General features: G+C 61.9%; 14 protein-coding genes. 8 read left to right on the forward strand and 6 right to left on the reverse strand.

What is annotated here, in order from left to right:
- Window positions 1-4 precede the first annotated feature (4 nt).
- Entirely contained in the window at window positions 5-403 is a 399-nt protein-coding gene (locus KFO72_RS07080) for a LysR substrate-binding domain-containing protein (protein ID WP_225031740.1), read from the forward strand.
- Here KFO72_RS07080 and KFO72_RS07085 read toward each other — a convergent pair.
- Window positions 370-2,205, reverse strand: a complete 1,836-nt coding sequence (locus KFO72_RS07085; protein WP_225031730.1) for an ABC transporter ATP-binding protein — start codon at window positions 2,203-2,205, stop codon at window positions 370-372. The two genes, KFO72_RS07080 and KFO72_RS07085, sit on opposite strands and share 34 nt — an antisense overlap.
- A 458-nt stretch (window positions 2,206-2,663) precedes the next feature.
- Here KFO72_RS07085 and KFO72_RS07090 point away from each other — a divergent pair, with 458 nt between their 5' ends.
- From KFO72_RS07090 to KFO72_RS07110, 5 genes are all read left to right on the forward strand, one after another.
- Complete coding sequence (locus KFO72_RS07090; protein WP_054931015.1) at window positions 2,664-3,563, forward strand: LysR substrate-binding domain-containing protein; 900 nt, start codon at window positions 2,664-2,666, stop codon at window positions 3,561-3,563.
- Between the two features lie 173 nt (window positions 3,564-3,736).
- Window positions 3,737-4,486, forward strand: a complete 750-nt coding sequence (locus tag KFO72_RS07095; protein WP_225031731.1) for an SDR family NAD(P)-dependent oxidoreductase — start codon at window positions 3,737-3,739, stop codon at window positions 4,484-4,486.
- Between the two features lie 77 nt (window positions 4,487-4,563).
- Complete coding sequence (locus KFO72_RS07100; protein WP_060608912.1) at window positions 4,564-5,892, forward strand: MFS transporter; 1,329 nt, start codon at window positions 4,564-4,566, stop codon at window positions 5,890-5,892.
- 40 nt (window positions 5,893-5,932) lie between these two features.
- On the forward strand, window positions 5,933-6,778 hold the full coding sequence (locus tag KFO72_RS07105) for a transketolase (RefSeq protein WP_225031732.1): 846 nt from the start codon (window positions 5,933-5,935) through the stop codon (window positions 6,776-6,778).
- Window positions 6,775-7,773, forward strand: a complete 999-nt coding sequence (locus KFO72_RS07110; RefSeq protein ID WP_225031733.1) for a transketolase family protein — start codon at window positions 6,775-6,777, stop codon at window positions 7,771-7,773. The genes KFO72_RS07105 and KFO72_RS07110 overlap by 4 nt, the downstream gene beginning before the upstream one ends.
- A 79-nt stretch (window positions 7,774-7,852) precedes the next feature.
- On the opposite strand, the gene KFO72_RS07115 is transcribed toward KFO72_RS07110, so the two are convergent.
- On the reverse strand, window positions 7,853-8,764 hold the full coding sequence (locus tag KFO72_RS07115; protein ID WP_060610544.1) for an AraC family transcriptional regulator: 912 nt from the start codon (window positions 8,762-8,764) through the stop codon (window positions 7,853-7,855).
- Window positions 8,765-8,903: 139 nt separating this feature from the next.
- Between KFO72_RS07115 and KFO72_RS07120 the strand changes: the two genes are divergently transcribed.
- Window positions 8,904-9,737: an oxidoreductase gene (locus KFO72_RS07120; RefSeq protein WP_176053570.1), complete on the forward strand. Its 834-nt coding sequence runs from the start codon at window positions 8,904-8,906 to the stop codon at window positions 9,735-9,737.
- A gap of 78 nt (window positions 9,738-9,815) precedes the next feature.
- On the opposite strand, the gene KFO72_RS07125 is transcribed toward KFO72_RS07120, so the two are convergent.
- Genes KFO72_RS07125 through KFO72_RS07140 form a run of 4 tightly spaced genes read right to left on the reverse strand, consistent with a single transcriptional unit; the run spans window position 9,816 to window position 13,739 of the window.
- Complete coding sequence (locus KFO72_RS07125; RefSeq protein ID WP_054931022.1) at window positions 9,816-10,607, reverse strand: SDR family oxidoreductase; 792 nt, start codon at window positions 10,605-10,607, stop codon at window positions 9,816-9,818.
- A gap of 30 nt (window positions 10,608-10,637) precedes the next feature.
- Window positions 10,638-11,378: a 3-oxoacyl-ACP reductase FabG gene (gene fabG, locus KFO72_RS07130; RefSeq protein ID WP_060608923.1), complete on the reverse strand. Its 741-nt coding sequence runs from the start codon at window positions 11,376-11,378 to the stop codon at window positions 10,638-10,640.
- Between the two features lie 35 nt (window positions 11,379-11,413).
- Window positions 11,414-12,760 (reverse strand): MFS transporter, encoded by a 1,347-nt coding sequence (locus KFO72_RS07135; protein WP_062918586.1) that lies wholly within the window; start codon window positions 12,758-12,760, stop codon window positions 11,414-11,416.
- Between the two features lie 40 nt (window positions 12,761-12,800).
- Window positions 12,801-13,739, reverse strand: coding sequence for a 3-keto-5-aminohexanoate cleavage protein (locus KFO72_RS07140; RefSeq protein ID WP_035993073.1), 939 nt, complete (start codon window positions 13,737-13,739; stop codon window positions 12,801-12,803).
- Window positions 13,740-13,946: 207 nt separating this feature from the next.
- Between KFO72_RS07140 and KFO72_RS07145 the strand changes: the two genes are divergently transcribed.
- A complete protein-coding gene (locus KFO72_RS07145) occupies window positions 13,947-14,972 on the forward strand; it encodes an AraC family transcriptional regulator (RefSeq protein ID WP_054931025.1) in 1,026 nt (341 codons plus the stop codon).
- Window positions 14,973-15,113: the final 141 nt, after the last annotated feature.

Genomic DNA, 15,113 nt, shown 5'->3' on the forward strand with positions numbered 1-15,113 from the left:
CACGATCGCGTCGCGCACCAACCGGCCCTTTCCAATCGTCGTGGCGAGGGATGGCGAGCGCATCGAGGTGCGGAACCGTCGCGGGCTCACGTCGAATGACATCATGGGCTGTCTGACGATGAGCCTCGCAGGTCTCGGCGTCGTGCACGTGCTGACGTTCTCCGCCAGCACGCATCTTCGAAGCGGTGCGTTGGAGGCGGTGCCGAGCGACTGGGTATCGGACCCTGTGCCCGTTTTCGTGGCGTATCAGCCCAACGGGCACTTGAGCACGAAAGTGCGCGTGTTCATCGACTGGCTGGCGGAACTGTTTGCGGCGAATGAATCGACGGCGAGAGGCGAGGCGAGCGTGCGGCGGGGAAGTAAGACCGGTCACGCACGCGCACCCGCCGTGCGACGCTCCTGACGCAGCAGGACATCGCGGTAAATGCCAGGCCGGCCCGCGAGTTCCAGGGGTGCGCCGTCATCGACCAGCCGCCCATGCTGGATCACCACGATCCGATCGAAACTCTGCAACGTCGACAGACGATGCGCGATCGCCACCACGGTGCGGCCTCTCATCAGCCGGTCCAGCGCGTCCTGAATCTTCGCTTCCGATTCGCTGTCGAGCGCCGACGTCGCCTCGTCGAGCAGCAGAATCGGCGCATCTTTCAGGAACGCCCGCGCAATCGCGATGCGCTGCCGCTGTCCGCCCGAGAGCCGCGTCCCGCGCTCGCCGACATTGGTCTGCAAGCCGTCGGGCAAAGAATGGATCAGATCGAGACTGTTCGCGTTCTCACAGGCTTGCAGCACTTCGTCTTCCGTCGCATTCGGACGGCCGTAACGCAGGTTGTCGAGCAACGAACGATTGAACAGCGAGATATCCTGCGGCACGACGCCGACGGCATCGTGCAAGCTGCCAAGACTGATATCGCTAAGACGCTGGCCCGAAATGCAAACGGCCCCCAGGCCGGGCGGCGGATCGAATGAGCGTTGCAGTAGCGCCAGGATCGTGGTTTTGCCCGCACCCGACGGTCCGACCAGACCGACACGCTGCCCCGCATCGATGTGAAGGCTGAAATGATCCAATACGCGGCGGCGCCCGGGATACGAGAACGTGACGTTCTCGAAATCGATATTCGCGTCGCGGACCTGCAAGGACGGGACACCGATCGTTTCTTCCATCTCGCGCGGCACGAGCAGCGACTGCGCGGCCTCGGCAAGCCGCGCGAGATGCTGGATCATGCCGACGAGCGCCACGGCGAGATCACGCGTGCCATGCAGAATCGCAAAGCCGAGCGAACTGACCAGCACCACGTCGCCCGTCGTCGCGCGCTCCTGTGTCCAGAGCCATAGCACCCAGCCCAGCAGACAGCACGACAGCACCACCGTGATGACCGCGTGTACCAGCCTGAGTTTTTCGAGGTGCCGCAGACTTGCTTCGCGAGACGCCATTTCCTGCTCGAGAAAACTGCCGATCCGCAGACACTCGCGCGCCGTGGCGACAAAGGTCCGCACCGTCGCCATATTGCCGATCACGTCCACCATCTCGCCGTCGACGGACGCAGCACGCGACGCAAAGTGCACGTGACGCTCGCCGCCCCGCTTCGCGAGCCAGAACAGAAAGGCCGTCATGCAGACGGAGATGGCGACGAGCGCGAGCGCCATCCACACGCTGATCCAGCCGATCAGCACAACGGACCCGATGACCGACAGCAGCGGCGGCAGCGCATTCCACGCGGTCAGGTTCTCGATCGTGAATATGGCATTGGCTGTGGCGGAGATACGGCTTGCGAGCGTGCCGGGCTGCACGTTCGAGAAATAGCCTGTCGAATGGCCGATCAGATAGCCGAACAGTTCGCGCCGCACATCGCCCGTGACCTGGACGAAGGTCCGCACGCTTGCCCAGCCCGCGATGCGCCAGAACAGATTGTCGGCGAGCAGCAGCACGACGATGACAAGAAACGCGTGGATCACGTGCGCGGGATGCGCGCGGCCAGCGGGCAGCGCGTCGACCAGATTCCTGATCGCGAACTGTGACCCCAGCGAGCAGCCGACGGCGGCGACGATGCCCAGCAGAATCACCACATGCTGTGCCGGATGCTGTCGAACGTAGCGGAACAGCAGGCGCACGGGACTCGACGCGTAACCCGCAAGCTCCTGCGCGCGCCGCCCGCGCGTGCGCCCGGCCGGCCCGGCGTTCGCAGCCTCTGAACTCGGCATACTCATTGTGGACCGCTCCGGTGTTTCGCCCCTATGAGACGAATCGTGCAACGCGCCAATCAATAGTCAAACGATCCCGCTACCGACCGGGCGACGATTGCCCGCCGCAAGCGCCGTTCCCGGACCCTTGCCTGCCAGACACTGCGGCACCGGATGTGCGCTGGCCGCAATCGCGCACGGCGAGGGAAAAACGGATAATGCGTTGGTATCGCTCTGTGTGGGCGGCATCGATGGCGGGTCATACGGATGCGCCGTCGTCGCGGTGGTGCGCTGCGCCATGCCGGCTTGAAAATGCAAGCATGAGACCTTCCACCCTGTCGCATCATAGCTCGCTGTCGTCGTGCGCCACGAACCTGCGCGGTCGTGCGCCACGAACCTGCGCGGCTTGCCGACAGAATGGCAGCACCTGTCGGCCGTAACAATCAAGGCGGTTTCGTTCAACCACAACTGAAAACAACTTCATTATGCGTATTCCACCGCTCAAGGCGATCATCGCGTTCGAAAGCGTCGCGCGAACCGGGAGCGTGAATCGCGCGGCTGATGAGCTCGGTCTGACGGCATCAGCCGTTAGCCATCAGTTGAGCAATCTCGAATCGATCATCGGGCAGCCGCTGTTCCAGCGTTCGGGCCGCGGTCTCGTGCTGACGCCGACGGGCGAGCGCTATCTGTCCGACGTAACGGGCTCGCTCGCAGATCTGAGCCGCGCCACCGAGCGAGCGTCCAGCCGCGCCGACGTCGACATTCTGCGCGTGCATTCGAGCCCGAGCTTCGGCCTCATGTGGCTGATGCCGAGGCTCTCGTCGTTTCAGGAAGCGAACGGCGACATCCAGTTGAACCTCGCATGTTCGTACGAGAACGTCTCGTTCTCGAATGGCTTCTACGATATCGACGTCCGGCACGGCTACGGCAACTGGAGCAACGTCGAGGTCAAGACCGTGCGCGGCGAGTTCATCGCGCCGCTCGCTTCTCCCGCGTATCTTGCGCGTCATCCTGTGAACACGCCGGAAGATCTGCTGTCGCATCGGCTGATCTATTCGGAGTCGCCGCTCGTGCAATGGAAGCAATGGTTTGGCAGAGCCGGAGTAGCCGCGGCGCACAAGACCTTCGATTTTTCGTTCGACCGCTCGTACATGTCGCTTGAAACGGCGGCGCTCGGCCTGGGCATTGCGCTCGAAAGCCTGATGCTGGCCTCGGTGAAGATTCGAGAAGGCTTGCTGGTGCCCGTCTTCGACGACAGCCATGCCGTCGAAGTCGGCGCGCATCACCTCGTCTATCCGGCGCAAAATGCGGAGCTGCCACGCGTGGCGCGCTTTCTCGCATGGATCGAGCGCGAGGCCGCTGCCGAGCCTCCACGCCAGTCGTAAGTGCAGCGCCGCAGCGCATCTGCAGGGTTTTATTGCGCTGCAACGAAGCGCCGCCCATTCCGCCGGCGGCCCTCACCTGAATTTTTCTCAGCCATTGTTGAGCGTTTCCGCGTTGATGCGCGCGCCCCGTCAGCCGACACTCGGGGCACACATCAACACACAGGAGACAACCCATGTTGCTCGAGAACAGGATCGTCATCGTGACTGGCGCGGCCTCGCCGCGCGGCATCGGCAGGGCGACGGCCAACGCACTCGCCGCGCAGGGCGCGCGCGTCGTGATCCTCGATCTGCGCAAGGAAGACGCGGCATCCGCCGCCGCCGACCTCGGCGCCGGACACCTCGGCCTTGCCTGCGACGTCACCAGCAAGGACGCGTGCGTTGCCGCCGCACGCACCACGCTCGAACGCTATGGCCGCATTGACGGACTCGTGAACAACGCGGGCATCACACAGCCGGTTCGCACGATGGACATCGCGGGCAAGGACTTCGACGCAATCGTCGACGTGAATCTGCGCGGCACGCTGTACATGTCGCAAGCGGTGATTCCCGCCATGCAGGAACAGGACGGCGGCAGCATCGTCTGCATGTCGTCGGTGTCCGCGCAGCGCGGCGGCGGGATCTTCGGCGGCCCGCACTACAGCGCGGCGAAAGCGGGTGTGCTGGGTCTCGCGAAAGCGATGGCGCGCGAATTCGGCCCGAACCGCATTCGCATCAATTCGATCACGCCGGGCCTGATCCAGACCGACATCACGGGCGACAAGCTGACGCCCGCGATGCGCGAAGACATCATCAAGGGCATTCCGCTGGGCCGGCTTGGCGACGCCGCCGATGTCGCCAACGCGTGCCTGTTCCTTCTGAGCGATCTGTCGAGCTATCTGACGGGCGTCACGCTCGACGTCAATGGCGGGATGCTGATCCACTGAGAGCCGCGCCGCCGCCAGCAGGCGGTGCAATCGACGCACCTGGGCAAACCCGGGGCAAACATGGCAGGAGACATTCCATGAAAGCGAAGTACACCGCGTCACCGGTTACGGGTGATGTACTGCCGCGCAACGATTCGCAGACGTTCGAAGCGAAGACGTACGCAAAGGTCAGCCGCCGGCTGATCCCCTTTCTGATGCTGTGCTATCTCGGCGCCTACCTGGACCGGGTCAACGTCGGCTTTGCGAAGCTGCAGATGCTCAGCGATCTGCGCTTCAGCGAAACCGTCTATGGCATGGGCGCGGGCATTTTCTTTCTTGGGTACTTTCTTTTCGAAGTGCCGAGCAACGTGATCTTGCATCGCGTCGGCGCGCGCCGTTGGCTTGCGCGCATCATGCTGACGTGGGCCGTCATCTCGGCGAGCTTCGTGTTCGTCAAGTCGCCGACGGCCTTCTACGTGCTGCGGTTTTTGCTCGGCGTCGCCGAGGCGGGCTTTGCGCCCGGCGTGATTCTCTATCTGACTTACTGGTTTCCGTCCGAGCGTCGCGCGAAGGCGCTATCGCTGTTCTTCATGGCGATTCCGCTGGCAGGCATGGTCGGCGGTCCGCTGTCGGGCTGGATCATGCATTCGCTGCAAGGCGCGATGTCGATGGCCGGCTGGAAGTGGCTGTTCCTGCTCGAAGCGTTGCCGTCGCTCGTACTCGGCTTCGCGATCCTGCTGTATCTCGACGACGGCATCAAGCAGGCGAAGTGGCTCACCGACTCCGAAAAGGCCCTGCTCGCCCGCAACGTCGCCGCCGACGCCGAACATAAGACCGCACACGTGTCGATCCGCGCGTTCATCGGCGACCGCCGCCTGTGGCTGATGGCCTCCATCTACTTTTGCGTCGTGCTGGGGCAATACGGCCTGACCTTCTGGCTGCCGACCATCATCCGCAAGTCAGGTGTTGCCGATCCGCTGTGGGTGGGCGTGTTCACGGCCATTCCGTATCTGTGCGCAATCATCGCGTTGCCGCTGATCGGCATGAGCGCGGACCGCCGGCGCGAGCGCCGCTTTCACCTCGCCATTCCGATGCTGATCGCCGCTGCGGGCTTTGCGACCTTGCCGATGCTCGGCAGCGTGGCGGCGTCGATTGTCTGTCTGAGCATTGCGGCTGCCGGCATTCTCGCGTCGTCGTCGCAATTCTGGTCGCTGCCCACAGCTTTGCTGGGCGGCATGTCGGCGGCAGCGGGCATCGCCGCCGTGAACTGCTTCGCCAACCTGGCGGGCTTCTTCTCCCCGGCGATCGTCGGCTGGCTGAACGATCTGACGGGCAAGTCCACGGCCGGGCTGATCTTCATCTCTGTCGCGATCACGTTTGGCGCAGCACTCGTTTTTCTGGTGCCGGCCCGATCCGTCAACCGCTAATTCGCTTAGCCACCTTTTCGTTTGAACACTGGAGACATCGATGGACACTGAAACCGTCAACGATACGGTCACGCTCGCCGAGCGAGCCTACCGCATTCGTCGAAACGCGCTGCTGATGGGGGAAGTACAAGGCCAGGGCTATATCGGCCAGGCGCTCGACATTGCCGACGCGCTCGCCGTCGCCTACTTCGGCGCCATGCGCTACCGCCCCGAAGATCCCGAATGGGAAGGCCGCGACCGCTTCCTGCTGTCGAACGGTCACTACGCGATTGCGTTGTACGCCGCGCTCTTCGAAGCCGGCATCCTGCCCGCCGGCGAACTCGAAACCTACGGCAGCGATGACAGCCGTCTGCCGATGTCGGGCATGGCGAGCTACACGCCCGGCATGGAGATGTCAGGCGGCTCGCTCGGCCACGGTCTGACGATTGCCGTCGGCCGCTGTTTGGGACTGAAGCGCAAGCACTCGGACGCATTCGTCTACACGCTCTTCTCCGACGGCGAACTCGACGAAGGCTCGATCTGGGAAGGCCTCATGTCCGCCGCGCACTGGAAGCTCGACAACCTGATCGCGATCGTCGACGTGAACAACCAGCAGGCAGACGGCCCGTCGACGCAGATCATGGCCTTCGAGCCGCTCGTCGAAAAGCTGGAGGCGTTCGGCTGGTACACGCAGCGCGTGAACGGTAACGACATCGACGCCCTCAAGCAGGCATTCGACAACGCTCGCACTCACGACCAGCCGCAACCGCGCATCATCGTCTGCGATACGAAGATGGGCTGCGGCGTGCCGTTCCTCGAAGAACGCGAGAAGAACCATTTCATCCGCGTCGATGCGCACGAGTGGCAACTCGCGCTCGAAGCACTCGAAGCCGGGAGGCAAGCATGAGCACCCTTATGAAGAAGCCGCGCCTGAAGACATCGGCGATGATTGCTTCGATCGCGGGCGAAGGCCAGCTCACGCGTTCCGCGCCGTTCGGCCATGCACTCGCCGAACTCGCACGCACGAAGAGCAACGTGATTGGTATGACAGCCGATCTCGGCAAGTACACCGACCTGCACATCTTCGGCAAGGCGTTTCCTGACCGCTACTATCAGATGGGCATGGCCGAGCAGTTGCTCATGGGTGCCGCCGCCGGCTTCGCGCATGAAGGCGCGCAGCCGTTCGTGACGACCTACGCCGTGTTCGCCACGCGCCGTGCGTACGACTTCATCCATCAGACGATCGCCGAAGACAACCTCGACGTGAAGATCGTCGCCGCGCTGCCCGGTCTCACGACGGGCTATGGCCCGAGCCACCAGGCCGCCGAGGACCTTGCGCTGATGCGCGCAATGCCGAACATGACGGTGATCGATCCATGCGACGCGCTCGATATCGAGCAGATGGTGCCCGCCATCGCTGCGCGCCCGGGCCCCGTCTATGCGCGCCTGTTGCGTGGCAACGTGCCCGCCGTGCTCGACGAATACGATTACACGTTCGAACTCGGCAAGGCGAAGCTGCTGCGCGACGGCAACGACGTGCTGCTGATCTCGTCGGGCATCATGACAATGCGATCGCTCGAAGTCGCCAAGGCACTGGAAGCGGACAATATCGGCGTCGGCGTGCTGCACGTGCCGACCATCAAGCCGCTCGATACAGCCACCATCCTGCGCGAAGCGAAGCGCACGGGACGCATGGTGATCGTCGCGGAGAACCATACGGTGATCGGCGGTCTGGGTGAAGCAGTCGCACGCACGCTGCTCGGCGCGGGGGTGACGCCGCCGTTCCGCCAGATTGCGCTGCCCGACGAGTTCCTCGCCGCCGGCGCATTGCCGACGCTGCACGACCGCTACGGCATCTCGACCGACACAATGGCCGCCAGTATCAAGACGTGGCTCGGATAACAGCTCGAATTCCAATCGAGCCATAGTGGCATGATCGAACGACCGCAGCCGGAAGGCTGCGGTCGTTTTTTCGAATACGTCAGTGCGACGACACGTAATCGGAATCGGCAAACGCCGGCGGCATCGAAAACGTCTCGCGCATGCGCTTCGTCTCCGCTGCAGGCGTCGCCCCGAATAGCCGCTTGAATTCGCGATTGAACTGCGACGCGCTCGTGTAGCCCACCGCGTGACACGCCGCTTCGGCGGTGATGCCCTGACGCAGCATCAACAGTCGAGCCTGGTGCAAGCGCGCCGATTTTACATATTGCATAGGCGATGTTTGCGTAATCGACTTGAAGTGGCTGTGAAACGTCGGCACGCTCATACCCGCATCGCTCGCAAGCTGTGAGACGTCGAGCGGCTGCGCATAGGTCGCGTGGATGCGGCGCAACGCCTTGCCGATCTTGCCGAACTGCCCTTGCATCGCCAAAGCCGCGCGCATCGCGCTGCCTTGCGCGCCCGTCAGTACGCGGAAATACAATTCCCGCTTCAGCGCCGGACCGAGGATGGACGCGTCGAGCGGCCGGCTCATCGCTTCCAGAAAGCGCAACACGGTGATTCGAAGTGCGGGGTCCATCGGGCTGGACATCATGCTTTGCGGCGCACACGCCTGAACGGGTGCATGATGACGGTCGATCTCCAGCATGAGTTCGGCCGCCACGGCGAAGTCCAGATGCAGGTAGATGGCCAGAAGCGGGCGTTGCGGCGTAGCGTCGGTTTCCATCGTGAACGGCACCGGTACGGCGACAGCGAGATACTGCTGTTCGTCGTACACGTAGACCTGATCGCCGAAATAGCCCCGCTTGGTTCCCTGGCAAACAATCACGATGCCGGGATCATAGAGAACAGGCGTGCGGGACAACGCGCGATCCGAACGGAGAATTCGCACGTCCGGCAACGCCGTGAGGTTGTACCCCTCGTTGGGCGCGAGTGCTTTCAACAACGCAATCATGGTTTGCTGCCCGTCGACCTTTCTCACCATGCTTCACCACTCTCATAGGAATAGGCAATAAGTCGAGACTATAAGACCTGAATCGTACAAGTGAGAAAGAATATTATGCAGTCGGTCTCTCTTCCTTTACGAGGTACGCATGTCATCCGTCAAAACCCTTCTCATTACCGGCGTCAGCAGCGGCTTCGGACGCGCGCTGGCCGAAGAAGCGCTTGCCGCAGGTCACCGCGTGATCGGTACTGTCCGAAGCGAACAGGCCAGGAATGCATTCGAAGCACTGGCGCCAGGTCGATCCGTGGGGCGTGTGCTCGATGTGACCGACTTTGATGCTATCGAGGGCGTCGTCGCCGACATCGAAGCAACGTCCGGGCCGATCGACGTGCTCGTTAACAACGCCGGGTATGGTCACGAAGGCGTGATGGAAGAATCGCCGCTGAGCGAGATGCGCCGGCAGTTCGACGTCAATGTATTCGGCGCCGTCGCGATGATGAAAGCCGTGATCCCGGGCATGCGCAAAAGGCGGCGCGGCCATATTCTCAACATCACGTCGATGGGCGGCCACATCACGATGCCGGGCATTACCTACTATTGCGGAAGCAAGTTCGCGCTGGAAGGCATCTCCGAGGCGCTCGGGAAGGAAGTCCGTGCCCTGGGCATCTTCGTCACCGCCGTTGCGCCGGGATCGTTCCGGACCGATTGGGCCGGCCGGTCGATGATCCGGACGCCCCGTTCGATCCCGGACTATGATCCGATCTTCGATCCGATCAGAAAAGCGCGCGAGGAAAAAAGCGGCAAGCAGCTGGGCGACCCCGTGAAGGCGGCGCGCGCGATGCTGTCGGTGATGGATAGCGACAATCCGCCGGCGCATCTGCTGCTAGGCAGTGATGCGCTGGGTCTCGTGCGCGAAAAGCTCTCGGCCATCGGCGGTGAAATCGACGCCTGGGAGACCGTCAGCCAGTCGACCGACGGCTAGCGCGGCCCGTGCAAGATCGACACGGCGCCGCAACGGTGATGGCAGTGACGGGAACTTTACACGGGCAGAGTGTCGGCCTCACAAGTACTCGACATTGCCGTCGACACTAATGGCCTGCCCGGTGATATTGCCGCCAGCCGGCGATGCAAGGAACAAGGCCATTGCGGCAATATCATCGACCGTGACCATCCGGCGCAACGAAATCTTCTTCAGGTACTCGTCGCGCATCGCGTCGAACGAAATACCGAGCGCGTCGGCGCGCGCGGCGATCACCTTGCTCATCCGCTCGCCTTCCACGACACCCGGCAGAATCGCGTTCACACGAATATTGCTCGGGCCCAGTTCGGCCGCCAACGATTTGACCAATCCCACGATCGCCCATTTAGTCGATGCATACGGCGTGCGAAACGGATAGCCAAGACGTCCCGCCACCGAAGACATGGCGATGATGCTCGCGCAGTCAGACGTCTCTTTCAGAACGGGCACCGCCTTGCGCAGAAAATAGAACTGGCTGTTGAGGTTGGTGGACACCGTGCTTTCCCATTGCGCAGGATCGAGATCTTCGACTGCGCCCGTCGGCCCCGCTATGCCCGCGTTGTTGATGAGCACATCGAGTCCGCCGAGCTTCTGCCGCGCATCGTCGATGATGGCATCGACTTGCGCCCGGTCCGACACGTCGGCGATACCCGCGTGAAGGTCCGGCAGGCGCGATCTGGCGTCGGCGACAGCTGTCGCATTCACGTCGCAGATATAGACCTTTGCCTGCGCCTGCAGAAATGCTTCGGCGATTGCCGCGCCAATTCCCGCCGCCCCCGCCGATACGAATACCCGCAGCCCGGCGCGCGGTTTCAACAGGTCAATGATATTCATGCTGCTACCTCTTCACTGTTTGCAAACGGATCACAAGGTCAATCCGCCTGTCGCCTCGATCACTGCGCCGTTGATATAGCTTGCTTCGTCGCTTGCCAGAAACGCGTAGATATTCGCGATTTCCTCGGGCTTGCCGAGCCGGCGCAGCGGCACGTCTTCGCGCATCTTCGCGAGCACGTCTTCAGGAATGGTTCTGAGAATAGGTGTGTCGATGAAACCGGGCGCCACCGCGTTGACACGGATACCCTTCGGACCCAGCTCGCGGCTCCAGGTCTTGGTGAAGCCGATCACGCCGAACTTGGCCGCGGCATAGTTCGTCTGCCCGTAGTTGCCGTAAATGCCCACGACAGAGCTTGCGTTCAGGATGACACCGGAACCTTGCTCGATCATCGAATCGACGACTGCCTGGGCGGTATGAAATACACCGCGAAGGTTGACGTCGATTACATCTTCGAATTGCTGCAACGTCATCTTCTGCAAGCGCGCATCGCGTGTGATGCCTGCATTGTTCACGACCACGTCGATGCGGCCATAGGTATCGCGCACGCTGGCGACCATCTGATCGACTTGCGCACGTTGCGTGACATCGACGGCAAACGCTTCCGCCTTCGCGCCCGCTTCACGGCACAGATGCGCGACCGTTTCGACAGCATCCAGATTCATGTCGCAGGCGATGACGACGGCGTTTTCGCGCGCAAACTTCAATGCGGTGGCTGCACCGATTCCCTGCCCCGCGCCCGTAATGATCGCAACTTTTCCGTTCAACTTCATTGTTGGTTTATTCCTTCCAGAAAACGCAAACCCGACTATGGCTTCATCTGTGCGGCCGGCTCGCGCAACGACTCTACACGAGCCTCGCCGCGGATCGCTTTCGCCAGTAGCGGCACCAGTGCGAGGCCGAGTACCGCGGCGACCAGAATCACCGAGAAACCGGCATCGCTTCGGCCCGAAGACGTTTCGGCCATTCCGAACAGGTACGGTCCGACAAACCCGCCGATCAGACCAATCGTGTTGATGAACGCCAGACCCGCAGCGGCCTGAATGCCTTGCAGGCGCTTCATCGCAATCGCCCAATACGACGGCAACACGCCGCCGCCAAAAAATGCAGTCACTGTCAGCAGGCAGATGCGCGCAGCGGGCGTCGTCACCGCGAGATAAACGCACGCGCCGACGACAAGTCCCGCCGTGAGCACGCCTAGAAACACGCAATCACTGTTCACGCGCCGATGGATGCGCGGCAGAATCAGCACGCCGAGCAGAAAGCCGAGCCCGACACTTGCGGCCAGAAAACCGATCAGAAGCGGCGAATCGACATGCATCTGGTGAACGATGGCGGGCGCAAAAAAGTACAGCCCCACGAACGCCACCTGATTCAAAAAATAAATCAGGCCGATCAGGACGGTGGTGGGCCGCTTGAGCGCGGCAATCCAGTTTGCGGACGAGTACTCTGCGCGGCCATGCACGTCGATGACAGCATGTGTTTCGAGCACGTCGCGCTCGGCCGCCGACAGCCACCGCGCGTCTCGCGGCCGCTCCGGCATTGCAAAGAACAGCACGATGCCGACGATCACGCTCGGAATGCCTTCGATCATGAACATCCATTGCCAGCCGTGCAGGCCGCCGAATCCATCCAGTTGCATCAGCGCGCCGCCCAGCGGATTGCCGAGCATCAACGCGAGCGCGGGGGCAATGTAAATCCAGCCGACCACGACGGGCCGGTCATGCGGCGCGAACCACAGCGTCACCATATACATCAGCGCGGGAAACAGCCCTGCTTCCGCGATGCCCAGCAGAACGCGCAATACATAGAACGACGTGGTGCCCTGCACGAACATCATCGCCGTCGATAGAATGCCCCACGTCACTGCAATGCGCGCGATCCAGCGTCGCGGACCGACGCGATGTGCCGCCAGATTGCTCGGTACTTCGAGCAACGCATAGCCGAGAAAGAATATGCCCGAGCCGAATCCATATGCGGCGGCGCTGATGCCGACATCGGCCGCGAGCTGAATCTTCGCGAGGGCAACATTCGTGCGATCGAGAAAAGACATGAAGTAGATCGCGCACATCAGCGGGATCAGCCTGAGCATGGCCTTGTGCGTGGCAATGCGATGCAGCTGTTCAACGCGATGGTCGATGGAAGTAGTGTCCATGACGTGTCTCCTGTATCTCTGCTTTTTTATTGGCTTTGCTCTAGAGCGTTACCTTGTCGGCGCCTTTGAGTCCCAGCATCTTGCGCGCGTCCGCAGGCGTGGCGATCTCGAACGACAGTTCTTCGAGAATGCGGCGGATTTTACGGACCTGTTGCGCGTTCGTCTCCGCCTTCACACCCTTCGACAAATACACGCTGTCTTCGAGGCCCACGCGAACGTTACCGCCCAGGATCGCGCTCATGGTGACGAGCGGCATCTGGTGACGGCCCGCGCCGAGAACGGAGAACTGATAGTTCTCGCGGCCGAACAGCCGGTCCGCCGTCGAGCGCATCACGACCATGTTTTCCGGGTCCGTGCCCAAACCGCCCAGAATGCCGAACACCGATTGAATGAAGAACGGCGGCTTGACAAGCCCTTGTTCGACGAAATGCGCAAGGTTGTACAGATGCCCCACGTCATAGCACTCGAATTCGAAGCGCGTGCCGTTGTCTCCCAACTCCAGAAGAATGTTGCGAATGTCCTTGAAGGTATTGCGGAAGATCATGTCTTCCATGCCCTCGACATAATCCTTCTCCCAGCCGTAACGCCACGACGCAATCTTTGCCGCGACGGGATGAATCGAGAAGTTCATCGAGCCCATGTTCAACGAGCACATTTCGGGCTTTGCGAGTCGCGGATACGCGAGACGTTCTTCGAGCGTCATGCGCGTGCTGCCGCCTGTCGTGATGTTGATGACGGCGTCGGTCGCTTCGGCGATTGCGGGCACGAAGGCCTTGAAGATCTCCGGGCTCGGCGTCGGGCGGCCGTCATTGGGATCGCGTGCGTGCAGATGAATGATCGCGGCCCCGGCTTCCGCCGCTTCGATGGCCTGGTCCCGGATTTGCGCGGGCGTGATGGGGAGATGTTCGGACATCGACGGCACATGGGTTGCGCCCGTGATCGCACACGAAATGATGACCTTGCGGCTGGTGTCGCTCATTGGGAAATCCTGATCTGTTCGGCGTGCGCGGCGCTTCGTCCCTGCGCAGTAAAAGGACGCGGCGCACGCTGTCTCCGTGGTTGTACCGACGCGCCGGCGGTCCGGGGACGCAGCGCTTGTGATACCGATAGTAGTGGGATACGATGGCGCCCGTAAGGTCATTTACGGACACAAGGATGTCTTCGAAGGACATTCTGTGAAGCATTCTTGGCATCGACTCGCCCTCTTATCAACGAGCGCATTTACGCGCCGTACAAAATCGCCGCACTGGTCGACGTGCTCGCGGAGCAAGGCATTGCGCCCGAAGATAGCCTGAAGGGCAGCGGTCTGAGCGTCGATCAGCTCAACGACGCGTCGGTGATGACATCGGTCCGTCAATATGCGATCGTGGCCCGCAACGCGGTGCTGCTGTCGACCGATCCGGCTACGCCGTTCAAGACCGGCGCGCGGCTGCATCTGTCCGCGTATGGCATGTATGGCTATGCGCTGATGTCGTGTCTGTCGTTGCGCGATTACTTCCGGCTTGGCGTCAAATATCATCGGCTTGCAACGCCGACGGTGACAATCGATTGGACCGAGTATCCGGATCGAGCCGTGTGGTCGTTTCCCGATGCGTTCGTGTCGAGCCCATCACGCGAGTTGCGCGAGTTCATCATCGAGCAGCAATTCACGCAGCACGTCACGCATCTGCAGGATGTCGCGGGTCATAGCTGTCCGCCGCTCGAGGCGTCCTTTTCGTATCCGGCGCCCGCGCATGCCGATCTCTATCCGCAGTATCTGGGGTGCCCGTGTTTTTTCGACGCGCCGCAGTGCGAGCTTGTTTACGACAGCGCGATACTGAACCAGAAGCCGCAGCTTGCGCACAAGCTGACGGCGACGCTGCTGCAGGACACGTGCGATCGTTTGATCGGGCAGGCCAAGACTTCGGTGGGAACGGCGGGCGAGGTTTATCAGGTGCTGATGAGCACGCCAGGCGTTTTTCCCGGCATGGAAGAAGTGGCCACGCGGCTCAATATGACGAGCCGTACCTTGCGGCGGCATCTCGAAGCGGAAGGAACGTCGTTCGTTGCGATTGTCGATGACGTGCGTTGCTCGCTCGCGCTGGAGTATTTGCAATCGACGAAGATGAGTACCGAGGATGTCGCGATGCTTCTGGGTTTTAGCGATGCAGCGAATTTTCGGCGCGCATTGAAGCGCTGGACGGGGAAGGGGCCGGGGGAGTTGAGGAAGTAGCCGGTTCGGGCGCTGTGGGTTTGCTTTGGGTTTTGCTTTGGGTTTTGCTTTGGGTTTTGCTTTGGGTTTGCGCTGGCATCCGCGTTACGTTAGCGTGCTTCACGCGTCGCCCCTGTGCGGGGCGGCACCTACTTTTCTTTG

The organism is Paraburkholderia sp. XV (genome assembly GCF_020177535.1).
GTDB lineage: Bacteria > Pseudomonadota > Gammaproteobacteria > Burkholderiales > Burkholderiaceae > Paraburkholderia > Paraburkholderia caribensis.